At 67.8% G+C, this 23,523-nt stretch carries 15 protein-coding genes and 3 pseudogenes; 14 read left to right on the top strand and 4 right to left on the bottom strand.

Going from position 1 to position 23,523, the window contains the following annotated elements; genetic code table 11:
• Positions 1-45: 45 nt before the first annotated feature.
• Entirely contained in the window at positions 46-1,470 is a 1,425-nt protein-coding gene (locus ACQCSX_RS00180; RefSeq protein WP_427017130.1) for a cation:dicarboxylate symporter family transporter, read from the bottom strand.
• A gap of 204 nt (positions 1,471-1,674) precedes the next feature.
• On the opposite strand from ACQCSX_RS00180, the gene ACQCSX_RS00175 reads away from it, so the two are divergent.
• From ACQCSX_RS00175 to ACQCSX_RS00140, 8 genes and pseudogenes are all read left to right on the top strand, one after another.
• Entirely contained in the window at positions 1,675-3,330 is a 1,656-nt protein-coding gene (locus ACQCSX_RS00175) for a sensor histidine kinase (protein WP_427017129.1), read from the top strand.
• On the top strand, positions 3,320-4,039 hold the full coding sequence (locus tag ACQCSX_RS00170; protein WP_427017128.1) for a response regulator: 720 nt from the start codon (positions 3,320-3,322) through the stop codon (positions 4,037-4,039). Before ACQCSX_RS00175 ends, ACQCSX_RS00170 begins: the two co-directional genes overlap by 11 nt.
• Before the next feature lie 132 nt (positions 4,040-4,171).
• Complete coding sequence (locus tag ACQCSX_RS00165; RefSeq protein WP_427017127.1) at positions 4,172-5,743, top strand: pyridoxal phosphate-dependent decarboxylase family protein; 1,572 nt, start codon at positions 4,172-4,174, stop codon at positions 5,741-5,743.
• Positions 5,740-7,063 (top strand): annotated as a pseudogene (locus ACQCSX_RS00160) (lysine N(6)-hydroxylase/L-ornithine N(5)-oxygenase family protein). The gene ACQCSX_RS00165 and the pseudogene ACQCSX_RS00160 overlap by 4 nt, the downstream one beginning before the upstream one ends.
• The gene (locus ACQCSX_RS00155) at positions 7,060-7,482 is read left to right on the top strand and encodes a GNAT family N-acetyltransferase (protein ID WP_427017126.1); all 423 of its coding nucleotides are present in this window, start codon (positions 7,060-7,062) and stop codon (positions 7,480-7,482) included. Before ACQCSX_RS00160 ends, ACQCSX_RS00155 begins: the two are co-directional and overlap by 4 nt.
• Positions 7,385-7,648, top strand: coding sequence for a GNAT family N-acetyltransferase (locus ACQCSX_RS00150; protein WP_427017125.1), 264 nt, complete (start codon positions 7,385-7,387; stop codon positions 7,646-7,648). Before ACQCSX_RS00155 ends, ACQCSX_RS00150 begins: the two co-directional genes overlap by 98 nt.
• Positions 7,645-9,525, top strand: coding sequence for an IucA/IucC family protein (locus ACQCSX_RS00145; protein ID WP_427017124.1), 1,881 nt, complete (start codon positions 7,645-7,647; stop codon positions 9,523-9,525). The genes ACQCSX_RS00150 and ACQCSX_RS00145 overlap by 4 nt, the downstream gene beginning before the upstream one ends.
• A 41-nt stretch (positions 9,526-9,566) precedes the next feature.
• Positions 9,567-10,852: pseudogene (locus ACQCSX_RS00140) on the top strand (LssY C-terminal domain-containing protein).
• A gap of 58 nt (positions 10,853-10,910) precedes the next feature.
• Here ACQCSX_RS00140 and ACQCSX_RS00135 read toward each other — a convergent pair.
• A complete protein-coding gene (locus tag ACQCSX_RS00135; protein ID WP_427017123.1) occupies positions 10,911-11,966 on the bottom strand; it encodes a hypothetical protein in 1,056 nt (351 codons plus the stop codon).
• A 331-nt stretch (positions 11,967-12,297) separates the two neighbouring features.
• On the opposite strand from ACQCSX_RS00135, the gene ACQCSX_RS00130 reads away from it, so the two are divergent.
• Complete coding sequence (locus ACQCSX_RS00130; RefSeq protein ID WP_427017122.1) at positions 12,298-12,618, top strand: hypothetical protein; 321 nt, start codon at positions 12,298-12,300, stop codon at positions 12,616-12,618.
• A gap of 28 nt (positions 12,619-12,646) precedes the next feature.
• Here the strand turns inward: ACQCSX_RS00130 and ACQCSX_RS00125 are convergent, their stop codons facing one another.
• Positions 12,647-14,545, bottom strand: a complete 1,899-nt coding sequence (locus ACQCSX_RS00125) for an AMP-binding protein (RefSeq protein ID WP_427017121.1) — start codon at positions 14,543-14,545, stop codon at positions 12,647-12,649.
• A gap of 221 nt (positions 14,546-14,766) precedes the next feature.
• Here ACQCSX_RS00125 and ACQCSX_RS00120 point away from each other — a divergent pair, with 221 nt between their 5' ends.
• Genes ACQCSX_RS00120 through ACQCSX_RS00105 form a run of 4 tightly spaced genes read left to right on the top strand, consistent with a single transcriptional unit; the run spans position 14,767 to position 19,063 of the window.
• The gene (locus tag ACQCSX_RS00120; protein ID WP_427017120.1) at positions 14,767-15,417 is read left to right on the top strand and encodes a GntR family transcriptional regulator; all 651 of its coding nucleotides are present in this window, start codon (positions 14,767-14,769) and stop codon (positions 15,415-15,417) included.
• Positions 15,418-15,442: 25 nt separating this feature from the next.
• Positions 15,443-16,963 carry an MmgE/PrpD family protein gene (locus ACQCSX_RS00115; RefSeq protein WP_427017119.1) on the top strand — a complete coding sequence of 507 codons (1,521 nt, stop codon included), beginning with the start codon at positions 15,443-15,445 and terminating at the stop codon, positions 16,961-16,963.
• The gene (gene prpB / locus ACQCSX_RS00110) at positions 16,964-17,893 is read left to right on the top strand and encodes a methylisocitrate lyase (RefSeq protein ID WP_427017118.1); all 930 of its coding nucleotides are present in this window, start codon (positions 16,964-16,966) and stop codon (positions 17,891-17,893) included.
• Between the two features lie 30 nt (positions 17,894-17,923).
• The gene (locus ACQCSX_RS00105) at positions 17,924-19,063 is read left to right on the top strand and encodes a bifunctional 2-methylcitrate synthase/citrate synthase (RefSeq protein WP_427017117.1); all 1,140 of its coding nucleotides are present in this window, start codon (positions 17,924-17,926) and stop codon (positions 19,061-19,063) included.
• A 157-nt stretch (positions 19,064-19,220) separates the two neighbouring features.
• Here ACQCSX_RS00105 and ACQCSX_RS00100 read toward each other — a convergent pair whose 3' ends face one another.
• Positions 19,221-20,540: an ammonium transporter gene (locus tag ACQCSX_RS00100; protein ID WP_427017116.1), complete on the bottom strand. Its 1,320-nt coding sequence runs from the start codon at positions 20,538-20,540 to the stop codon at positions 19,221-19,223.
• A gap of 446 nt (positions 20,541-20,986) precedes the next feature.
• On the opposite strand from ACQCSX_RS00100, the pseudogene ACQCSX_RS00095 reads away from it, so the two are divergent.
• Positions 20,987-23,474, top strand: a pseudogene (locus tag ACQCSX_RS00095) (ATP-dependent Clp protease ATP-binding subunit).
• Positions 23,475-23,523 lie beyond the last annotated feature (49 nt).

Genomic DNA, 23,523 nt, shown 5'->3' with positions numbered 1-23,523 from the left:
GGGAGCCACTGCTGCATTCTCGCCGCGGCTGCCGGAGAGTGCGGGCTACACGGCGGCCGGCTCCAGCGCACCCTTGGACGCGCCATCGTTGACGGACTTGTCGTCTGCGGGCTGGCCATCTTCCGGCAAGTCCCGGGCCGGCCCGTGGCCATCCTCCAGGAGTGCGGATTCGTCGAAGGGCTCCAGCTTGTCCAGCACCCGGTCCACCTTGGCCCTGTCGATCTCCTTGACCCAGGTGCCCATCAGGACCGTGGCGACGGCATTGCCGGTGAAGTTGGTCAGGGCGCGGGCCTCGGACATGAAGCGGTCGATGCCCACAATGAAGGACACGCCGCCCACCAGGTCCGGCCGGTGCGCCGCCAATCCGCCGGCCAGCGTGGCCAGCCCGGCACCGGTGACGCCGGCAGCGCCCTTGGAGGCGATCACCATGAACACCAGCAGGCCGATCTGCGAGGCCAGGTCCATCGGCTTGCCCATGGCGTTGGCAATGAACAGCGACGCCATGGTCAGGTAGATGGCGGTGCCGTCGAGGTTGAACGAGTAGCCCATCGGGACGGTGATGCCCACCACCGGCTTGGAGACGCCCAGGTGCTCCATCTTGGCGATCAGCCGGGGCAGGGCGACGTCGGAGGAGGAGGTGGAGACGATCAGCAGGTATTCCCGGCCCAGGTAGCGCATCAGCTTGAAGATGTTGACGCCCGTGACCAGCTTCAGCAGCCCGCCCAGCACCAGCACCACAAACAGCGCGCAGGTCAGGTAGAAGGCGCCCATCAGCAATGCCAGGGAGCCCACGGCCTTCCAGCCGGTCAGCCCGACGACGGCGGCAATTGCACCGAACGCGCCCACGGGGGCCAGCCACATGATCATCATCAGGATCCGGAACACCACCGCCTGCAGGTGGGCAATTCCGGTGAGGACTGCCTTGCCGGTCTTGCCCAGGCGCTGCAGGGCAAAGCCCGTGAGCAGGGCGATCAGCAGCGTCTGCAGGATGTTGCCGGTGGTCAGCGCGGAGAAGAGCGTGGTGGGGATGATGCCCAGGACGAACTCCTGGGTGGTGCTGGCCTCCGCGGTGGCCTTGTACACGGCGTCCTGCAGGTGCAGGCCGGCGCCGATCGGCACGAAGTTCCCCACCACCAGGCCGATGGCCAGGGCGAAGGTGGACATGATGGCGAAGTACACCAGCACCATGCCGCCCACCTTGCCCACGGTGGCCGCCTTGGCAATGGAGCCGATGCCCAGCACGATGGTGCAGAAGATGATGGGGGTGATCATCATCTTGATCAGGGAGATGAAGCCATCACCCAGCGGCTTCAATTGGGCGGCAAAGCCGTCCTTGCCGGGGAAGACCAGGCCGACGGCGACGCCGAGGACGACGGCGGCGATGACCGCCAGGTACAGCCAGTGCGTCTTGTCCAATCCGCGGCGGCGGACCGGTGACTGCACTGCTGACTCTCCACGTTGAGAGCTCATGATGACTCCTTGATCTAGGCTGATGGGTGGGGCTTGGGCTGGGTGGGACGGTGGTGGAACCGCTTCTGTTCAACAGTGGCCCCGTTTGTGACTTTGCTCACCCTTGCGGTCATATTGGTCATGGACGTCCTGCCACCATGGAGTGGATGCGCATGAAAGACTCGTAGGGCGACGGCGGAACGACAGCTCGGCAGAAGGGGTGCAATGATGCACTTTGCACGGTGGAGCCTGGCCCGGCGCCTGTTCGTCGGCAACCTGCTCTTTGTCCTGGTGGTGGCCGCCCTGGTGTCCACGGCCGTGCTGCTGGATGCCAAGGGCCGCACGTACAGCCAGGCCGGGGAGCGGATGCTCTCCATTGCCACCGCCGTGGCGGACAACCCTTACGTGGAACAGGCCGCCGCCGCCCCGGACCCCTCCGCGGCGCTGCAGCCCTATGCCCTAAAGGTCATGGCCGACGCCAAGGCGGATTTCATCACCATCATGGCCCCGGACCGGACGCGCTGGACGCACCCCGATCCGGCCCAGATCGGCAAACCGTACATCGGCTCCGTGGACCAGGCGCTCGCCGGAAACAGCTACACCGAGACCACGCCCGGGACGCTGGGCCCCTCCGTGCGAGCGATCGTGCCGGTCAAGGACGCCGGCGGACACGTGGTGGCCATGGTGGCCGCGGGCGTGACGGTCAGCAACCTCGAGGTGGCGCTCAATGCCCGGCTCCCCGCCGTCGTCGGCATGGCCGGGGCCCTGCTGGCGGGCGGCTCGCTGCTGGCCTGGCTGCTGGGCCGCTACCTGCGCCGGGTGACGCTGGGCTGGGGTCCGGAGCGGTTGGGCCAATTGTTTGTCTACTACGAATCCGTCCTGCACAGCGTCCGCGACGGATTGGTTCTGGTGGACCCGCGGGGCGAGCTGGTGATGTACAACGACCAGGCGGCCACGCTGCTGGGCATTCCGGCGCCCGTCGAGGGGCAGCCCGCGCCACGGTTGGCGGCACTGGACCTGACCCCGAGCCTGGCCGAACTGCTGCGCAGCGGCCGCACCGCCCGCGAGGAGCTGCACCTGATGCCAACCCGCCTGCTGGTGGTCTCCCAGGACGAGGCCCACGAGCCGGGCACCGCGGCCCGCCGGGGCAAACCCAGGGTGATCGGCACCGTCGCCACCCTGCAGGACCACACCGAGTTGAAGGCGCTCGACGACGAACTGCGCTCCTCCAAGACGCTCACCGATGCCCTGCGCGCCCAGACCCACGAGCACGCCAACCGGATCCACACCCTGGTCTCGCTGCTTGAGCTGGGCCGCACGGAGCAGGCGCTGGAGTTTGCGACGGCGGATCTGCAGCTCAGCCAGCGGCTGGCCGACACAGTCCTCAACGGCGTGGACGAGCCCGTCGCCGGCGCACTGCTGATGGGAAAGATTTCACAAGCCAGTGAACGCGGCATCGAGCTGCGCATTGCGGCCGGCGCCACGGGCACGGGGAATTCCCTCAGCGCCCACGACGTCGTCACGGTAGTGGGGAACCTGATCGACAATGCCCTGGATGCCGCCGCCGACGGAACCGAGCCGCGCTGGGTGGAGGTCTCCATGGACGCCACCGCGGACGAGGTGGTGCTGCAGGTGGCCGACAGTGGAGCCGGGATCGATGCAGCGGCGGCCCAGCGGCTGCTGCGGATGGGCTACACCACCAAGGGCAGCGATGGCTACGGCAGGGGCATCGGGCTGGCCCTGGTGCAGCAGGCCGTCCAGCGGCTGGGCGGGACGCTGTCCGTGCGCAGCAACCCCGGCGCCGTCTTCACCGTGGTGCTGCCGGCCGGCCCCGCACCGGCCGAAGCACCGGCCACCCAGGAGGACCCCCATGGACGCTAGGACCGGCGGCTCCGCAGACGTTATCCGGGTATTGGTGGTGGATGACGAGCCGATTGCCGCCGACGCCCACGCGGCCTATGTGCGCCGGTTGGAGGGCTTCGCCGTGGCAGCGGTGGCCCACGACGGCCAGGGCACGCTGCACGCGCTCAAGGATGCCCAGACCGCCGGAGCACCCATCCAGCTGATCCTGCTGGACATGAACCTGCCGGATCTGCACGGACTGGATGTCAGCCGGCGGATCCGCAGCGCCGGCTACGGCGTGGACATCATCGCCATCACGGCGGTGCGCGAGCTGGCCATCGTGCGCGGCGCCGTCTCCGCCGGCATCGTGCAGTACCTGATCAAGCCCTTCACCTACGCGGCCTTCGCGGAGAAGATGGCCAATTACCGCCAGTTCCGCCGGCAGCTGGAGACCACCGGCGCCAAGGCCTCCCAGCAGGACGTGGACTCGGCCTTCGCCAGCCTGCGGACCCCCGGCGAGACACCGCTGCCCAAGGGGTTGAAAGAGGACACGCTGGCCGCCGTCGTCGGCCTGCTGCGCGGAAGCACCGGACCGGTCTCGGCCACGGAAACCATGGAGGCACTGGGCATGTCCCGGGTCACGGCGCGGCGGTACCTGGAATTCCTGGCCGAATCGTCCAGGGCACACCGCGGTTCCCGCTACGGCACGGGCGGGCGGCCGGAAAGCGAATACCGCTGGATCGGCTGACCCGCGGCCGGTCGTCAAACACCTCCACTTTCGGTAATTACGTCATAGTAGTTTGACGTAAAGGTAATCCTAAGTAAGGCGAGGCTGTGCTTAGCCAAAGCGCCAACGTTACCGACAGCAAGGATTTCTACAGTGACACCGTTGCCCCACACGCAACACCTGCCACCCGCCGAGCACGATTTCGGCTCGGGAGTGGAACGGGCCCTGGCCGCGACCAACTACCTGTTCAACGCCGGCAACAGCGCCCGCTATGTGGCCGACGTCCTGCAGGGGGTGAACCTGGTGGCCACCAAGGTGGCGCGCACCACCGCCCCCTTCACCGGCGCAACCCCCGCCCAGCTGGCCGCCCAGGTGGCTGCCGTTGACCTGGCGGCGCCGCTGGCGGACACGGCGGCGGCCCTGGCCGAGCTGGACACCCTCTGCCTGCGCGACGCCGTCTACTTCCACGACACCGGCTATGCGGCACATCTGAACTGCCCCGTCGTCATTCCCGCCCTGGTGGGCGAGGCAGTCCTGTCGGCGGTGAACTCCTCGCTGGACACCTGGGACCAGAGCGCCGGCGCCACCATGATCGAACGGCGCCTCATTGACTGGACCGCCGAGCACATCGGCCTCGGGCCCGACGCCGACGGCGTGTTCACCAGCGGCGGGACGCAGTCCAACCTGCAGGCCCTGCTGATCGCCCGCAACCACACGGTGGCCCGGCTCCGGCTGGATCCGGCGGCCGCCGGACTGCGCCTGCCGGCCCTGCTGGACCGGCTGCGGATCTTCACCTCACAGGCGAGCCATTTCAGCATCGCCAAGTCCGCCTCCATGCTGGGCCTGGGCTACGACGCCGTCGTCACCATCCCCTGCGGGGAAGACCGCCGGATGGACCCCGCGGCGCTGGCGGCGGAACTGGCCGCCTGCCACGCCGAGGTCTTGGTGCCGATGGCCATCGTAGCCACGGCCGGCACCACCGACTTTGGCAGCATCGATCCGCTGCGCGAGCTCTCCGCCCTCAGCCGGACCTACGGCAGCTGGTTCCATGTGGATGCCGCCTACGGTGGCGGCCGGATCGTGTCCACCCGCCACCGGCACCTGATCGACGGCATCGAGCTGGCCAATTCCGTCACCATCGACTTCCACAAGACGTTCTTCCAGCCCGTCAGCTCCAGCGCCATCCTGGTGCGGAACAAGGCAACCCTGGGCCACGTCACCTACTACGCCGACTACCTGAACCCGGAAAGTGCCGCCAAGGCGGACATCCCCAACCAGGTGGACAAGAGCATCCAGACCACCCGGCGCTTTGACGCCCTGAAGCTGTGGCTGACCCTGCGCACGATGGGGGCCGACGGCGTGGGCGCCCTCTTCGACGAGGTGATCGATCTGGCCGCCCGGGCCGGCGGCCTGCTTGCCGAGGACCCCGACTTTGACCTCGCGGCCACACCCGCGCTGAGCACCCTGGTGTTCCGCTACAGGCCCGCGGGCATGGACGAGGACGCGGCCGACGCGCTGAATCCGAGGATCCGCGCCAGCGTCTTCGCCTCCGGCGAGGCAGTGGTGGCGGGCACCACGGTGGACGGGCGGCACTTCCTGAAGTTCACCCTGCTCAATGCCGAGACCACCCTCGGGGACCTCCGCCAGATTGTCGAGCTGCTGCGCCGCACCGGCGCAGCCCTGCGCACGGACGCCGCGGCCAGCATTTCCGGCGGTGCCGCATGAGCACGCACGGCACCCCCACGGACCGCATCCACGACATTGCCGGGATCGGCGTTGGCCCCTTCAACCTGTGGCTGGCTGCCCTGGCCGCACCGCTGGAGGAGATCGACGCCGTCTTCCTCGAGCGCCGGAGCGGCTTTGACTGGCACCCGGGCATGATGCTGGAGGCGGCGCATCTGCAGGTCCCGTTTCTGGCCGACCTGGTCACCCTGGCGGACCCCACCTCGCCCTACTCGTTCCTGAACTTCCTCAAGGAGACGGGGCGGCTGTACCCGTTCTACATCCGGGAAAACTTCTACCCGCTGCGGGCCGAATACAACCAGTACTGCCAGTGGGTGGCCAGCCAGCTCCCCCGGGTGAACTTCGGTGTGGATGTTCAGCACATCGGCTTTGCCGACGGCGTGTACACCGTCCACGCGCTCGGACCGGAGGGGCCGGCGCGGTTTTTGGCCCGGAACCTGGTGCTGGGCACCGGCACCAGCCCGTACGTGCCAGCGGCGGCCGCCGGGATGCTCGGCGCCGGCGGGGTGGTGCTGCACAATGCCGACTACCTGGCCCGCAAGGCCGAACTCCAGCGCCAGCCCAGCATCACCATCGGCGGCTCGGGCCAGAGCGCCGCGGAGATCTACTACGACCTGCTGGCCGAGATCGATGTGCACGGTTACCAGCTGAACTGGGTGACCCGGTCCGGGCGGTTCTTCCCGCTGGAATACAGCAAGCTGACGCTGGAAATGACCTCGCCCGAGTACGTCGACTACTTCCACGCCCTGCCGGCCCCGACCCGGGACCGGCTCAACGCCAGCCAAAAATAACCTCTACAAGGGCATCGACGAGGCGCTCATCAACGACATCTACGCCCTCCTCTATGCCAAGAGTCTGGCGGGCCCGGTCCGCACCAGCCTGCTGACGCATGCGGCGCTCACCGGTGCCGCATACAGCCCGGCCGACGGCGTCCACACGCTCGCGCTCCACCACCAGGAACTGGCGGAGGACTTCAGCCTGGACAGTGCCGCCGTCGCGCTCGCCACCGGCTACACCTACCGTGAACCGGCCTTCCTGGCCGGCATCGCCGGCCGGATCCGCCGCGACGCGCGGGGCAGGTTCGACGTGGACCGCAACTACGGGATCGGCACCGACGGGGACATCTTTGTCCAGAACGCGGAACTGCACACCCATGGATTCGTGACGCCGGATCTGGGCATGGCCGCCTACCGCAACTCCGCCATCCTCCGCGAGGTCGCCGGCAAGGAGATCTACCCGATGGAGCGGAGCATTGCGTTCGCGCACTTTGGCGTGCCGTCCCGGGTGGGGGTGCCGGCATGACGTTCACCTTCCGGCCCGTGGACCCGTCCGCCGACGCGGCGCTGCTGCATTCCTGGGTGACCCTGGACTATGCCCGGTTCTGGGGCATGGCGTCAGCCAGTGTTGCCGAGGTGGAGCGGGAGTATGCGCAAATCCAGGCCAGCGGCCACCACGTGGCGCTGCTGGGCCTGGCGGACGGCGCCCCGGCGTTCCTGATGGAACGCTACGATCCGGCCCGGTCCCCGTTGGCGGGACTGTACGACGCGCGGGCAGCCGATGTGGGCATGCACCTGCTGGTGGGCCCGCCGGTGCAGCCCCGGAGGGGGGTTCACCACCGATGTCATGGCCGCCGTGCTGGCCGAAATCTTCGCCGACCCTGCCGTGGACCGCGTGGTGGTGGAGCCCGACTCCGCCAACGCCAAGATCCATGGGCTCAATGAGCGCCTGGGCTTCCGCCGGCAGGCCCGCATCCAGCTGCCGGACAAGGAAGCCTGGCTGAGCCTGTGCACCCGCAGGCATTTCAACGACGCCCGCCGGCTGCTGGCGCGCCCCGTCCCTGCGCCCGCCACCCCCGCACCCACCGTTTCCGGAGGAACCCACCGATGACCACCGCCGCCCTCCACTCCCCCGCCCTCCTGGTGCCCGAGCGCCCCGAGGCGGCCGCCGTCGCACACCTCACCCCCGGCCGCTGGGCGGCCGCCAACCGGCATCTGGCGCGCAAGGCCCTGGCCGAGTTCTCCCATGAGCGCCTACTCAGCCCCAAGCTGCTCCAGGGCGGTCCCGCGGGCCGGGGGCAGTACTGGCTTGCCAGCGACGACGGCGCCGTTGCCTACCGCTTCAGCGCCCGCCGCCTCCGGCTGGACCATTGGGCAATCGAGGCCGCCTCGATCCGCAAGACCGACGCCCGGGGAAACGCGCTGCCCCTGGACGCCATGGAGCTGGTGGCGGAGTTCCGCGGCTCCCTGGGCATCGATGCCCAGATGCTGCCGGTGTACCTGGAAGAGATCAGTTCCACGCTGGCCAGCCATGCCTACAAGCAATATGCGGCCGGCGCCGGCTCGGCCGAACTGGCCGCAGGTGCCAGCGGCGGGGACGATCCCGCGGCAGATTTCCAACTGATCGAACTGTCGATGACGGAGGGCCATCCCTGCTTCGTCGCCAACAACGGCCGGCTCGGCTTTGGCATCCAGGACTATCTGGCCTTTGCCCCGGAGGCGGGCGCCCCGGTCCGGCTCCAGTGGCTGGCCGTGCACCGGTCCAGGGCCGTCTTCACCGCGAGCGCCGGACTGGACGCCACGGCACATCTGGGCGCCGAGCTCGGCGCAGACCTGCTGGCGCACTTTGACGCACTGCTGGCGGGGCAGGGGCTGGATCCGTTGGACTACCTGCTGATGCCCGTCCACCCCTGGCAGTGGGAGAACAAGATCGCGGTGACCTTCGCGGCGGAGATTGCCGCCCGGCGCATTGTGCCGCTGGGGCCCGTCGAGGAGGTGTACCAGGCGCAGCAGTCCATCCGGACCTTCTTCAACGTTTCGGCACCCGGGCGCTGCTACGTCAAGACCGCCATGTCGGTGCTCAACATGGGCTTCATGCGCGGGCTCTCGCCGCAGTACATGAAGGCCACCCCCGCCATCAACGACTGGCTCCATGCCCTGATCAGCTCCGATGCCACCCTGGCGCACCACGGGCCCGCCATGCTGCGCGAGTGTGCCACCATCGGCTACCACAACGGCCACTACGAGAACGCCTCCGAGCACGGTTCCCCCTACCGGAAGATGCTCTCCGCACTCTGGCGGGAAAGCCCGCTGCCGCTGCTGGCGCCCGGCCAGCAGCTGGCCACCATGGCCTCGCTGCTGCATGTGGACCACGACGGCGTTCCGTTCGTCTCGGCGTTGATCCGGCGCTCGCGCCTGGGCGCCCGGGAATGGCTGCGGCGGTACCTGCACGCGTATCTGGTGCCCGTGGTGCACTGCCTCTACCGCTATGAACTCGCGTTCATGCCCCATGGTGAGAACGCCATCCTGGTGCTGGAGGACGGTGTGCCGGTGCGGGCCATCATGAAGGACATCGGCGAGGAGATCGTCCTGATGGGAGACCTCCTCGCCGTGCCGGAGGAGATCTCCCGGATCAAGGCAGCCATCCCCGAGGGTGAAATGGTGTTGGCCGTCTTCACCGACGTCTTCGACTGCATCTTCGGGTTCCTGAGTGCGATCCTGGTGGAGGACGGCCAGCTGGACGAGGACGGCTTCTGGGGCACCGTGGCCGCCGTGCTCCACGGCTACCAGCAGGACCACCCCGAACTGGCCGAGGCCTTCGAACGCCATGACCTCTTTGCGGCCGATTTCGACCTCTCCTGCCTGAACCGGCTCCAGCTGCGCAACAACTCCAACATGCTCGACCTTGCCGATCCCTCGGGCGGACTGGCGATGGCCGGCAGGCTGGCCAACCCGCTGGCCGCCTTCCGCCAGGACCGGGCGGGCTAGAACCGGGCGGGGGCTGTCCGGACCGGACGGTCCCCGCTAGCATGGCCCCCATGGCGCAGCGGGACGGGACTCCAGCGGACGTGGCTGCCGCGGCTCCGCCACGGGGTGCGGGCATGCGGCGCTATACAGTGCTGGACCATGCCTTTTTCGTCGTCGGCGGCGCGGCGGCCCTCTGGCTGGCCGCCTCCCTGGCCCGGGCCAGTTTTGGCTGGGGGTGGGGGCAGCTGTGGTTCCTGGGCGTCTTTTGGGTCCTGGTGGCGTACCTGGTGCTGCCCCGGATCCACCGCATCCTCACGCAGATCTACGTCCCCGCCTATTTCATCGGCCGGACCCGCACCAGCGACGGCCTGCTCGGGGATCCCGTCAACGTGGGCCTCCGGGGCTCCGGGGCCCAGGTGCAGGCGGCCATGTCCGGCGCCGGCTGGACTCGCGCCGACAACCTGACGCTGGCCAGCGGGTGGCGGATCGTCACCTCCACGCTGCGGCGGCGCAGCTACCTTGAGGCTCCGGTCAGCCCGTTGCTGCTCTTTGGCCGGCAGCAGGACTTTGCCTACCAGCAGGAGGTCGACGGCAGTCCGGGCAAGCGGCACCACATCAGGTTTTGGCGCTGCCCGGCGGCGTCGGGGTCGATTGGCTCGCCGCGGGCACCTTCGACAAGAGCGTGGGGTTCTCGCTCTTCACCCTGCAGATCACCCACAAGATCGAGAAGAACATCGATGTCGAAAGGGACTATGTCCTCGCCTCGCTGGCGGCCGGGCCGGCACCCATCTCCGTCGAGGTGATCCGCGATTTTTCCACCGGCTACCATTCCCGCAACGGCGGCGGCGATGCGATCGCCACCGACGGCGACCTGCCCATCGTGGACGTCCGCATGGTCCACGCACCGGCCGCGGAACCGGCACCGGCCGCGCCGGCCGGAGCCAGGCGGCCACCCTCCACCGTGGCCGGCGCCTTCTTCCTGGCCGCGGGCGCCCTCGAAGGCATGGAGCTGGCACTCACACTGTTCCTGGCGCCCGGGGACATCACCCTGGTGGGTGTGGACGCCACGGCCGTGGCCTGGACCGGCGCCGCGTTTGCCCTGTTCGCGGTGTTGGAGGCCGCCCTGGCGGCGGCCGTCTTCCGGGGCAGCCGCCGGGCCAGGACCCTGGCCATGTCCCTCACCACCGGGGCGATAGCCCTCCAAGGGATCCAGACGGCATGGGGCAACCCGCTGCTTGCCTTCGAAACCAATCTGGTGGGGCTGACGCTGGACATCCTGCTGCTGCTGGCACTCTCCTCCGAGCGATCGCGCATCTTTGCCGACCAGCGGCGGCAGGCCCGCGGGTAGCAGTACCCGGACCGAAGGTTGGTGGCGCTCGGGGCACGGAGCGCTGGCACGGCTGGTGTCAGCCTTCCATCCGCCATGTAATGAGCTTCAATGTCCCATTCCCGGCGCGCACCGCAGTCGTGATGTTGTTTCCGCCGGGAACGGCCAAGGCGACTTCACTGACCGCGCCGGCCTTGTCGTCGCTGTCCCCCGTTCTGTGGATGGTTCCGCTGGTCGGATCGATGTCCCAACTGATGAGCTTCAGGGAGCCGTTGCCGGCCCGCACCGCCGTGACAAACCTCGCGTCCCCAAAGCGGGAAATGCAGATGCAGGTTGCCTCGCCAGCCTGGCTGCCGCTGTCGTGGAGCCGCTGGATCTGTGTGCCATCAGACGAGATCCGCCAGCTGATGAGCTTCAAGGAGCCGTTGCCGGCCCGCACCGCCGTGACCACCCCCGCCAGCGCAATTTCGCTCACCGCGCCGGCCTGGTCGCCGCTGTCGCCCAGCCGCGAAATGCTGTGGCCGTCTTCGGAAACGCCCCAGCTGATGAGTTTGAGGTTGCCGTTGCCGGCCCGGACCGCCGTTAGCACAACATTGGGCGTCGGGACCGAGACCGCGATGAGGCTCACCGCGCCGGCCTGGTCGCCGCTGTCGCCCAAGCGGGTCATGGTTCCCGTGGCGTTGTCCAGGCTCCAGCTGATGAGCTTCAGGGAGCCGTTGCCGGCCCGGACCGCCGTGACCAGATCCGCTGCGGTTTTCGACGGGCCGGGCACTATGGTGACAATGCTGGCCGCACCAGCTTTGCCGTGGGTGTCCTTGAGCCGGGCGATGGGGCCCGCACCGATCCCGTCGTCCCAGGAAATGAGAAGCAGGTCTCCACTGCCGTCGCGGACGGCGGTCACTGTCAGGTTCCGGTTTCTCGTGACGGCAATTGCACTCACGGCCCCTGCCTGGCCATCGCTGTCGGAGTCGCGGGTAACTGGACCCGGGCCACCGGTGCTCCAATTGATCAGTTTCAGGCTGCCCGATCCGGTCCGCACCGCCGTCAGCGAAAAGAAACCAAGTTCCTCAATAGTGATATTGGTGGCGGCACCGGCCAATGCTCCGCTGTCGCCAACCCGGGTGAAAGTAGTCATGGTCCAAATCCTCTGCAAAGCCCCGCCCCTGAGGCGCACGTGCGATCCGCACCGGCACCTCAGACAATGCGCGCCCCCAGCGGCCGAATTCGCTCCCATGCAACCAATTACTCGTTATGGTTCGCCCGATTGCGGACCCTGTCAAGGGCGCGTGGATATCCGGAAAACGGCAACCCATTCCCTCAATTCACGGGCAAGGCATTTCCTGCGACAGGCAGTTTCTTTCCCCGAAAATCCAATGAAATCAACGCAAATCGGTCGTAGACTTGGAGGCAAATTGAGGGAGGTTCCGGTGGACACAAGTGATCCTCTAGCCGATTCCCTGCGGGACGTGAAAGAACTCGAACAGTTTCTGCATGCTTTCATCAGCGCATTGACGGTCCGCCGGCCCAAGCCCGGGGACGATGTCAGCCATCTTGTCGATGAACTCGGCCTGAGGCCGCCGGCCGCGTGGAAGCGAATGCCCATTACCTGGGTCGGTGGCACCGAACAACGTGGGGCCAGCCAGGATCAGCAAGGGCAGACTCTGGTTCTGGTGCTCCCTGGCCATCCCGACGCCGTGGGACTGACGATCGGATGCATCCGCGTCCATGGACGCTTGTACTGCCTGGAATGCGGATGGCTGTACTGCCGGATCGTCATCAGGATCTAGGGGAAGGCTTCGCAGCCAAAGCGCCCGGCTAGGTCTGCGCCGGGCGCAGCACGGGGACCAGCGCCTCGATCACCGAGGGATCCTCGATGGTGGAGGGCACCACGTAGTCCTCGCCGTCGGCAATCTGGCGCATCGTCTTGCGCAGGATCTTGCCGGAGCGCGTCTTGGGCAGGGCCTCCACCACCGTGGCGTTCTTGAAATCCGCCACGGGGCCGATCAGCCGGCGCACCAGCGCCACCAGCGCGCCTTCCAGCGTCCCGGGGTCGATCACCACCCCGGATTTGAGCACCACGTAGCCGCTGGGCCGCTGGCCCTTGAGCTGGTCCGCCACACCGATCACGGCGCATTCCGCGACGGCCGGATGCTGCGCCAGGGCCTGCTCGATGGATCCGGTGGAGAGCCTGTGCCCCGCGACATTGATGACATCATCCGTCCGTCCCATCACAAAGACGTAGCCGTCCTCGTCCTGGTAGCCGGAGTCCCCGGTGGCGTAGAACCCCTCGAAGGCGCGCAGGTAGGAATCGATGTAGCGCTGGTCGTTGTGCCAGAGCGTGGTCAGGGTGCCCGGCGGCAGCGGCAGGCGCAGCACGATGTTGCCCTCCTCCCCCGTGGCCACCGGTGCTCCCTGGCCGTTCAGGATGCACAGGTCGTAGCCGGGCATCGGCAGGGTGGGCGATCCGGCCTTGATGGGCAGCGGATCCATGCCGCGCGGGTTGGCGCAGATGGCCCAGCCGGTCTCCGTCTGCCACCAGTGGTCAACCACCGGCACCCCCAGCACATCGCTGGCCCAATGGAAGGTGTCGGTGTCCAGCCGCTCACCGGCGGTGAACAGCGTTTCCAGACTTCCGACGTCGTGCTTCGCCAGCTCCGCCGCCGCGGGATCGGCCTTGCGGATGGCACGCAGGGCGGTCGGGGCGGTGAAGAGCGCCTTGACCTTGTGCTCGGCAATGACCCGCCAGAAGGCGCCGGCATCGGGTGTCCCCACGGGCTTGCCCTCGTAGAGCACTGTGGTGGCTCCGGCCAGCAGCGGGCCGTACACAATGTAGGAGTGCCCCACCACCCAGCCCACGTCGCTGGCCGTCCACCACACGTCCCCGGGGCCAATGCCGTACAGGTTCTTCATGGTCCACAGCAGGGCCGTGGCATGCCCGCCGTTGTCGCGGACCACGCCCTTGGGCGTCCCCGTGGTGCCGGAGGTGTAGAGGATGTAGAGCGGATCCGTCGCGGCCACCGGCACGGGCGCGGCCGGCTGCGCTCCCGCCATGGCGGCATCCCAGTCCAGCCAGGTCCAGTCCAGGCTCGCCGGCGCGGTGGCGAATCCGTCCCGGACCTTGACCACCACAGGGGTGTGCGGCGCGCCCGCCAGCGCCAGGGCCTCGTGCACGGCGGGCAGGTACTCGACCTTGCGGTTCGGCTCCAGACCGCCGGAGGCCGTGACGACGACGGCGGGGGCGGCATCCCTGATCCTGGCCGCCAGCTCGGCGGGCGCAAAGCCGCCGAAGACCACCGAGTGGACGGCCCCCAGCCTGGCACAGGCCAGCATGGCCACCACGGCCTCCGGGATCATCGGCAGGTAGATGACCACCCGGTCGCCCTTTCCGACGCCGTGGGCACGGAGCACCCCGGCAAAGCGCGCCACCAGCTCCGCCAGTTCCGCGTAGGAATAGCCGCGCGAGCTGCCCAGCATGGCCGAATCGTAGATGAGCGCCGCCGCCCCGCCGCGGCCGGCCGCGACATGGCGGTCCAGCGCGTTGGCGCAGGTGTTCATGGTGCCGTCGGGAAACCAGCGGGAAATGGGGGCCTCGAGCTCGCTGTGCACCACCTCCGGGGCGGTGTCCCAGTCCACGGCTCCGGCGGCGTCCCGCCAGAACCCGTCCGGATCGGCAAGGCTGCGCCGGTATTGCTCCCGATAGCTGGATCCCACCATGGATTCTCTCCTCCACACCGTTGTGATGCCAGCCATACTAGCGTTCCCGCTCCGGCGTCAACAAGGGTTTGTGTATACATTTGATGAATCTTCGACGGAGGATTTCGAAATTCGTGGCAAAATGGCGCTTGTTTGTATACACTGATGATGCAGTCCACCGGGCGGCAAGCCCCCCGCCCACCGCCGGAATCCATCCACCCAGTCGTCCAAAGGAGGCCGGCATGCGCGCCAGCGACAAGGCCTATGCGGCCCTCCGCAGCGACATCATCGAATGGCGCCTGCCGCCCGGCACGGTGTTGGCCGAGGTGGAACTTTCCGAGCGCCTGGGCGTGTCCCGCACCCCGATCCGCGAGGCCCTGGCCCGGCTCAACGCCGAGGGGCTGGCGGAACCGCAAAAGGGCCGCGGCGTAGTGGTCACCGACATTTCCATGGACCATGTCAGGGAACTCTTTGAACTGCGCTCCGCACTGGAATGCCGGGCGGCCGAGCTGGCCTGCGAGCGCGGCGACCGCGAGGTCTTCCTGGACCTGCACCTGCAACTGGAGAACGCCGGAGCTCTGCTCACCGACGGGGACCCGGACCGGCACGGCTACTACGAGCTCGCCGGCGCCCTGGACTGCGCCATTGATGACGCCGTCGGCAACTCCTACCTCGCCCAGGCCCTCAAGAGCCTGCGCGTGCATCTGGTGCGCATCCGCCGCCTGTCCCGGGACAACACCGTCCGGCTGGCCGCGGCGGCACGGGAGCACAGCACCATCGCCCTGGCCATCGCGAACGGCCGGGCCGCCGTCGCCAGCGCCGCCACCACCGTCCACCTGGACAACAGCCTGCAGTACCTGCTGGCATCCAGCCAGCCCCTGCCCACGATTTGACCGGCACTTCCTGAGAGGACCCCTTATGGTTACGCAGCACCACGTCCGTGTGTACAAGAGCGAGGAAAACCTGGCCCGCGAGGACCAGCTGGCGCACAAGATCGCCGTCGTCGCCGCCGACCCGGTGGCCGTGAGTCCGGAGGTTGCCGACATGGTGATCAACCGCGTCATCGACAACGCCTCCGTTGCCATTGCCTCGCTGAACCGCGCGCCCATTGTGGCCGCCCGCGCCCAGGCGCTCAGCCACGCCCCGTCCACCGGCGGCAGCGGCGCTTCCGTGTTCGGCATTGCGGAGAAGGTGTCCCCCGAATGGGCCGCCTGGGCCAACGGCGTCGCCGTCCGCGAGCTGGACTACCACGACACCTTCCTCTCCGCCGAGTACTCCCACCCGGGCGACAACATCCCGCCGATCCTGGCCGTGGCGCAGCATGTGGGGGCCTCGGGTGCGGACCTGCTGCGCGGCATCGCCACCGGCTACGAGATCCAGGTGGACCTGGTGAAGTCCATCTGCCTGCACAAGCACAAGATCGACCATGTGGCCCACCTCGGCCCCTCCGCCGCGGCCGGCATCGGCACGCTGCTGGGTCTGGACGTGGAGACCATCTTCCAGGCCGTGGGCCAGGGGCTGCACACCACCACCGCCACCCGCCAGTCGCGCAAGGGCGAGATCTCCACCTGGAAGGCGCACGCCCCGGCGTTCGCGGGCAAGATGGCCGTGGAGGCGGCGGACCGCGCCATGCGCGGGCAGACCTCCCCCGTGCCGATCTACGAGGGCGAGGACGGCGTCATCGCGTGGATGCTGGACGGCCCCGATGCCTCCTACGAGGTGCCGTTGCCGGCCCCGGGCGAGGCCAAGCGGGCCATCCTTGACACCTACACCAAGGAGCACTCGGCCGAGTACCAGGCCCAGGCCCTGATCGACCTGGCCCGCAAGCTGCACCACGAGCACCCCGAGGTGGTGGACCCGAAGAACGTGGCCAGCGTGCTGATCAAGACCAGCCACCACACGCACAACGTGATTGGCTCCGGCGCCAACGATCCGCAGAAGTACGATCCCACCGCCTCCCGGGAGACGCTGGACCACTCCATCCCGTACATCTTCACCGTGGCCCTGCAGGACGGCTCCTGGCACCATGTGGACTCCTACGCCCCCGAGCGCGCCGGACGCCCGGACACCGTGGAGCTGTGGCACAAGGTCACCACGGAGGAGGACGCCGAATGGACGCGCCGGTACCACACCAACGACATCGCGGAGAAGGCCTTCGGCGGCTCCGTGGAGATCACGCTGGCCGACGGCACGGTCATCACCGACGAGATCGCCGTCGCCGACGCCCACCCGCTCGGTGCCCGCCCCTTTGCTCGCGCGCAGTACATCAACAAGTTCCGCACGCTGGCGCAGGGCCTGGTGGAGCCGGCGGAGATCGAGCGCTTCCTGGCCGCCGCCGAGCGCCTGCCCGAGCTGGCCGCCGGCGAGCTGGACCAGCTGAACATCCAGGCCGCCCCCGGCGTCATCGACCTCGCGGCGGCACCGAAGGGTCTGTTCTAGATGTTGTACTCGCACAAGACGGCGGAGCAGAAGCGCGCGGACCTGCGCGCCATGCTCACCCCCGGGGCGGCACGCCAGTTCCCGGGGGCGTTCAATCCGCTCTCGGCGCGGCTCATCGGCGAGAAGGGCTTCGACGGCGTGTACATCTCCGGCGCGGTCCTGGCCAATGACCTGGGCCTGCCGGACATCGGGCTGACCACGCTGACGGAGGTGGCCACCCGCGGCGGCCAGATCGCCCGGATGACGGACCTGCCCTGCCTGATCGACGCCGACACCGGCTTTGGCGAGCCGATGAACGTGGCCCGCACCATCCAGGAGCTGGAGACCGCAGGCCTGGCCGGGGCGCACATCGAGGACCAGTTCAATCCGAAGCGCTGCGGCCACCTGGACGGAAAGAACATGGTGGACCTGGACACCGCGGTCAAGCGCATTGCCGCCGCCGCGGACGCGCGTCGGGACCCCAACTTCCTGATCATGGCCCGGACCGACATCCGCGCCGTCGAGGGCCTGGCGGTGGCCATCGACCGGGCCAAAGCCCTGGTCGACGCCGGCGCGGACGCCATCTTCCCGGAGGCCATGAAGGACCTGTCCGAGTTTGAGGCGGTCTGCAACGCCGTCGACGTCCCGGTGCTGGCCAATATGACCGAGTTTGGCAAGAGCGCGCTCTTCACCCGGGAGCAGCTGGCCGGCACCGGCGTCGCCCTGGTCATCTACCCGGTGACCCTGCTGCGCAGTGCGATGGGGGCGGCCGAGCGCGTGCTCGATGCCATCTCCGCGGACGGGACCCAGGAATCGCAGGTGGGCGAGATGCTCACCCGGGCCCGGCTCTACGATCTGGTGGACTACGAGGCGTACAACCGTTTCGACACCGGCATCTTCAACTTCCAGATCCCCGGCCTGGACATCGGCGAAAACAACGCCAACCTCTAATCATCCCTGTCGCGTCAAAGGAGACATTCCATGAGCTCACATGAGATCAAGAAGGGCCTGGCCGGCGTCACGGTGGACTACACCGCCGTTTCCAAGGTCAATGCGGACACCAATTCGCTGCTCTACCGCGGCTATCCGGTGCAGGAACTGGCGGCCAAGAAGAGCTTCGAGGAGGTGGCACTGCTGCTGTGGACCGGCGAGCTGCCGTCCGCGGAGGAGCTGGCCGCGTTCACGTCCTTTGAACGGTCCCACCGTGCCCTCGACCCGGTGGTGAAGGCGACCATCGACCTGCTACCGCTGGACTGTCACCCCATGGACGTGGGCCGCACGGCGGTCTCGGTCATCGGGGCCAGGCATCCGCTGGCGGAGGACTCCTCCCCCGCCGCGGAGCTGGCGAAGGCCCAAAGCCTCTTCGCCGCCTTCCCCGCCATCGTCGCCTACGACCAGCGCCGCCGCCGCGGCCAGGACGTGGTGGAACCGCGGTCGGACCTGGACTACGCACAGAATTTCCTCTGGATGTCCTTCGGCGAGGAGGCAGCCCCGGCGGTGGTGGATGCGTTCCGCGTGTCCATGGTGCTCTACGCGGAGCACTCCTTCAACGCCTCCACGTTCGCAGCGCGCGTCATCACCTCCACGCTCTCGGACCTGCATTCGGCCGTCACCGGGGCCATCGGGGCGCTGAAGGGCCCGCTGCACGGCGGGGCCAACGAGGCCGTGATGCACACGTTCACGGAGATCGGCATCCGCGCCGAGGAGTCCCGCGAGGACGCCGCCGCCCGGGCCAAAGCCTGGATGGAGGACGCCCTGGCCGCGAAGAAGAAGGTTATGGGCTTCGGCCACCGGGTCTACAAGCACGGCGATTCCCGCGTGCCCACCATGAAGGCGGCGCTGGATGCGATGATCGCGCACTTCCACCGGCCGGAGATGCTGGGCCTGTACGACGGACTGGAGCAGGCGATGGACGAGGCGAAGGCCATCAAGCCCAACCTCGACTACCCGGCCGGCCCCACCTACCACCTGATGGGCTTCGACACGGAGATGTTCACCCCCATCTTCATCGCCTCCCGGATCACCGGCTGGACGGCGCACATCATGGAGCAGCGGGCCGCCAACGCCCTGATCCGCCCGCTCAGCGCCTACAACGGCCCCGACGAGCGCCACCTGGCCTAGCGCCTGGCTGCACGACGGCGGGCCGGCCACCTCCCCACGTGGCCGGCCCGCCGTCGCTGCTTGGGGAACCGCGGCGGCCTTCTTCTTCAAGAAACCGGGCGGATGACAAACGGCTTTTTGGCAGCGTAGAGCTGGAGCTAACCTGCGTAACTTCAGGCTAGGGGGTGGGGACGGCGGCCTCGTCGGCCGCGGTCTGGTGCACCGGGGCGTGCACCCGCACTTGCGTGCCGAAGGGGTTGAACTTGCTCTGGGACAGCCCCTCGAATTCGTAGGCGGTTTCGGCGTGCTCGGAGACGTCCACCCCAGCCACCTCATCCTCGTGGCTGACGCGGAACCCGAAGTACCTGTGGATCGCGAGGCCAATCACTGCCGTTGCCAGGCCGGAGACCGCGATGGTGACCAGCACGGCCACCAATTGCGCAATCAGTTGCCCGAATCCGCCGCCGTAGAAGAGCCCGCCGCCGTGCCCGTTGACGGGGACGGCGATGAAGCCAAGTGCCAGGGTTCCCACCAAACCGGCAACGAGGTGGACGCCAACGACGTCGAGCGAGTCATCGAAGCCGAGCTTGAACTTCAGGCCCACGGCGAGGGCGGCGACGACGCCGGCCACCAGTCCCAGCCCCAGCGCGCCGACCGGGCTCACATTGGCGCAGGCGGGGGTGATCGCAACCAGACCGGCGATGACCCCCGAGGCCGCGCCGAGGGAGGTGGGGTGGCCGCCGCAGACCTTTTCGGTGACCAGCCATCCGATCATGGCGGCAGCCGGGGCGGCCATGGTGTTCATCAGGATTAGCCCGGCCTGCTCACCCGTGGCAGCGGCGCCGCCGTTGAAGCCGAACCACCCGAACCAGAGGATGCCGGCACCGAGCATGACCAGCGGGATGTTGTGCGGGCGCTGGCTGGAATCGGAGCCGAAACCGTGGCGCTTGCCCAGGATCAGTGCCAGGACCAGTGCGGCCACGCCGGCGCTGATTTCAACCACGGTGCCTCCGGCGAAGTCGATCACCTGTCCGAACACGGCGCTGATGGCTCCGCCGTGGCTCATCAGTCCGCCACCCCAGACCATGTAGGCCAGCGGGCAGTAGACCACTGTGACCCAGACAGGGACGAAGATGACCCACGAAGTGAACTTGGCCCGGTCGGCAATGGCTCCGCTGATGAGTGCCACCGTCACCATGGCAAACGTGGCACTAAAGCCGGCCTTGATGAGATCCGTGGTGCCGGCAATCCCTTCCAGTCCGAAGTTGGCGAACGGATTGCCGAACAGGCCGCCGATGCCCTCCCCCGTGGTCATGGAATAGCCCCACAGCACCCAGACAACGCCGACGATGCCCGCCGAGACAAAGCTCATCATCATCATGTTCAGGGCCGCCTTGGCGCGCGTCATGCCACCGTAGAACACGGCCAGTCCCGGTGTCATTAGGAGTACCAGTGCCGCCGACACCATCAACCAGACGTTTCCCGCAGTGATTTGCACCCGGTGGTCCCTTCTCAAGAAATCTGCCTACCGGGCCCAGGGGCGCCGGTCCCCCACCGTCAATACTTCAATTTTGGGTGCTCATTGTTTCGGACTGAGGCCACGAGATTGCCGGGAGGTTACAGAAAATCCACCAAGGTAAAGATCCGGTGACAAACGTGTTTCCGTGGTGTTAACGGTGTGACTGTTTGGCGGTCAATTCACAGTTGGGAATGGCGGTTCTAGGTGACGTCGAATCCTGGGCTGCCCCGCATGGCACAGCAGATGGTCCGCGACATAGGGGTCTGGAACCGGCATTTGAGGCTGAAAGGAAACCGCCCTTCCCCACCAACAGTCACACCCCCGGGGAACCTGGCTGCCCAATATCGCGCCTGTGGCGAACACGCCCCCACGGGGGGCGCGTTCTGCGTAGCATCAAGGTACGCAGTAGCTAGGAGTGTGGCGAAATGTTTGAGAGATTTACTGACCGAGCCCGACGTGTTGTCGTGCTGGCCCAAGAAGAGGCCCGCATGCTCAACCACAATTACATCGGCACCGAGCACATTCTGCTCGGCCTCATCCATGAGGGTGAGGGCGTTGCCGCCAAGGCACTTGAATCCCTGAGCATTTCGCTGGACGGTGTCCGCGAGCAGGTGCAGGAGATCATTGGCCAGGGCCAGCAGGCGCCCAGCGGCCACATCCCCTTCACCCCGCGCGCCAAGAAGGTGTTGGAGCTCTCGCTGCGCGAGGCCCTGCAGCTGGGCACAACTACATCGGCACCGAGCACATCCTGCTCGGGCTGATCCGCGAGGGCGAGGGCGTGGCCGCCCAGGTGCTGGTGAAGCTCGGCGCAGACCTCACCCGGGTCCGCCAGCAGGTCATCCAGCTGCTCTCCGGCTACCAGGGCAAGGAGCCCGTGGCCAGCGGCGGCACCGCGCAGGAAGGCACCCCGGCCGGTTCGGTGGTGCTGGACCAGTTCGGCCGCAACCTGACCCAGGCCGCGCGCGAAAACAAGCTTGACCCGGTCATTGGCCGCGAGCACGAGATGGAACGCGTCATGCAGGTCCTCTCCCGCCGCACCAAGAACAACCCGGTCCTGATCGGCGAGCCCGGCGTCGGCAAGACCGCCGTCGTGGAGGGTCTGGCCCAGGCCATTGTCCGCGGCGACGTCCCGGAGACCATCAAGGACAAGCAGCTGTACACCCTGGACCTCGGGTCCCTGGTGGCAGGTTCGCGCTACCGCGGCGACTTCGAAGAGCGCCTGAAGAAGGTCCTCAAGGAGATCCGCACCCGCGGGGACATCATCTTGTTCATCGATGAGATCCATACGCTGGTTGGTGCGGGTGCGGCCGAGGGTGCCATTGATGCGGCCTCGATCCTCAAGCCCATGCTGGCCCGCGGCGAGCTGCAGACCATTGGTGCCACCACGCTGGACGAGTACCGCAAGCACATTGAGAAGGATGCCGCGCTGGAGCGCCGGTTCCAGCCGATCCAGGTCCAGGAACCCAATGTGGCCCTGGCCATCGAGATCCTCAAGGGCCTGCGCGACCGCTACGAGGCGCACCACCGCGTGTCCATCACCGACGGCGCCCTCACGGCCGCCGCCACGCTGTCCGAGCGCTACATTTCCGACCGGTTCCTGCCGGACAAGGCCATCGACCTGATCGACGAGGCCGGGGCGCGCCTGCGCATCCGCCGGATGACGGCGCCGCCGGAGCTCAAGGCCATGGACGAGGTCATCGCCGACGTCAAGCGGGCCAGGAATCGGCCATTGACGAGCAGGACTTCGAGGGTGCCGCCTCGCTGCGCGACAAGGAGCAGAAGCTCATTGCCGAGCGCGCCGAGAAGGAGCGCCAGTGGAAGTCCGGCGGCCTGGACGATGTCGCCGAGGTGGATGAGGAACTCATCGCCGAGGTGCTCGCCAACTCCACCGGCATCCCGGTCTTCAAGCTGACGGAGGAGGAATCCAGCCGCCTGCTGAAGATGGAGGATGAGCTCCACAAGCGCGTGGTGGGCCAGAACGAGGCCATCAAGTCCATCTCCCAGGCCATCCGCCGCACCCGTGCGGGCCTGAAGGACCCCAAGCGTCCGGGCGGCTCGTTCATCTTCGCCGGCCCCACCGGCGTCGGCAAGACCGAGCTGGCCAAGGCCCTGGCCGAATTCCTCTTCGGCGAGGAAGATGCCCTGATCACCTTGGACATGAGCGAGTACTCGGAGAAGCACACCGTGTCCCGCCTGTTCGGTGCCCCTCCCGGCTACGTTGGCTACGAAGAGGGTGGCCAGCTGACGGAGAAGGTGCGCCGCCGTCCGTTCTCCGTGGTGCTGTTCGACGAGGTGGAGAAGGCCCACGCGGACCTGTTCAACTCGCTGCTGCAGATCCTTGAGGACGGCCGCCTGACGGACAGCCAGGGCCGGGTGGTGGACTTCAAGAACACCATCATCATCATGACCACCAACCTGGGCACCCGGGACATCTCCAAGGCCGTCGCCACCGGTTTCCAGTCCGTCACGGACACCCAGACCGGCTACAACCGGATGCGCGCCCGGGTCACGGAGGAGCTCAAGCAGCACTTCCGCCCCGAGTTCCTGAACCGTGTTGACGACGTCGTGGTGTTCCCGCAGCTGACCCAGGACGAGATCATCGAGATCGTGGACATGTTCGTTGGACGCCTCGAGGGCCGTCTGAAGGACAAGGACATGGGCATCGAGCTGACCGCCGCCGCCAAGGTCCTGCTGGCCACCCGTGGCTACGACCCCGCGATGGGTGCCCGGCCGCTGCGCCGGACCATCCAGCGCGAGATCGAGGACCAGCTCTCCGAGAAGATCCTCTTCGGCGAGCTCAAGGCCGGCGACATCGTGGCCGTGGACGTTGACGGGGAGGGCGACGAGGCGAAGTTCACCTTTGCCGGCATCGCCAAGCCGCACGTCCCCGAGGCCCTGCCCGCAGGCGCCTAAGGCACGGCCGGCTGAGCGACCGGCCCGCGGGTCCGTCCGGTGGGGCGGA

Source organism: Pseudarthrobacter sp. P1, from assembly GCF_050156935.1.
In the GTDB taxonomy this organism is placed as follows: domain Bacteria; phylum Actinomycetota; class Actinomycetes; order Actinomycetales; family Micrococcaceae; genus Specibacter.
This window is presented reverse-complemented; position numbering and strand designations above follow the sequence as displayed.

Coding starts and splice junctions, on each gene's coding strand:
- ACQCSX_RS00145 (WP_427017124.1), top strand. CDS start 7,645: ATGACCACCGCCGCCCTCCACTCCCCCGCCCTCCTGGTGCCCGAGCGC.
- ACQCSX_RS00150 (WP_427017125.1), top strand. CDS start 7,385: ATGGCCGCCGTGCTGGCCGAAATCTTCGCCGACCCTGCCGTGGACCGC.
- ACQCSX_RS00120 (WP_427017120.1), top strand. CDS start 14,767: ATGCGCGCCAGCGACAAGGCCTATGCGGCCCTCCGCAGCGACATCATC.
- prpB (WP_427017118.1), top strand. CDS start 16,964: ATGTTGTACTCGCACAAGACGGCGGAGCAGAAGCGCGCGGACCTGCGC.
- ACQCSX_RS00125 (WP_427017121.1), bottom strand. CDS start 14,545: ATGGTGGGATCCAGCTATCGGGAGCAATACCGGCGCAGCCTTGCCGAT.
- ACQCSX_RS00135 (WP_427017123.1), bottom strand. CDS start 11,966: ATGACTACTTTCACCCGGGTTGGCGACAGCGGAGCATTGGCCGGTGCC.
- ACQCSX_RS00180 (WP_427017130.1), bottom strand. CDS start 1,470: ATGAGCTCTCAACGTGGAGAGTCAGCAGTGCAGTCACCGGTCCGCCGC.
- ACQCSX_RS00105 (WP_427017117.1), top strand. CDS start 17,924: ATGAGCTCACATGAGATCAAGAAGGGCCTGGCCGGCGTCACGGTGGAC.
- ACQCSX_RS00170 (WP_427017128.1), top strand. CDS start 3,320: ATGGACGCTAGGACCGGCGGCTCCGCAGACGTTATCCGGGTATTGGTG.
- ACQCSX_RS00115 (WP_427017119.1), top strand. CDS start 15,443: ATGGTTACGCAGCACCACGTCCGTGTGTACAAGAGCGAGGAAAACCTG.
- ACQCSX_RS00175 (WP_427017129.1), top strand. CDS start 1,675: ATGATGCACTTTGCACGGTGGAGCCTGGCCCGGCGCCTGTTCGTCGGC.
- ACQCSX_RS00155 (WP_427017126.1), top strand. CDS start 7,060: ATGACGTTCACCTTCCGGCCCGTGGACCCGTCCGCCGACGCGGCGCTG.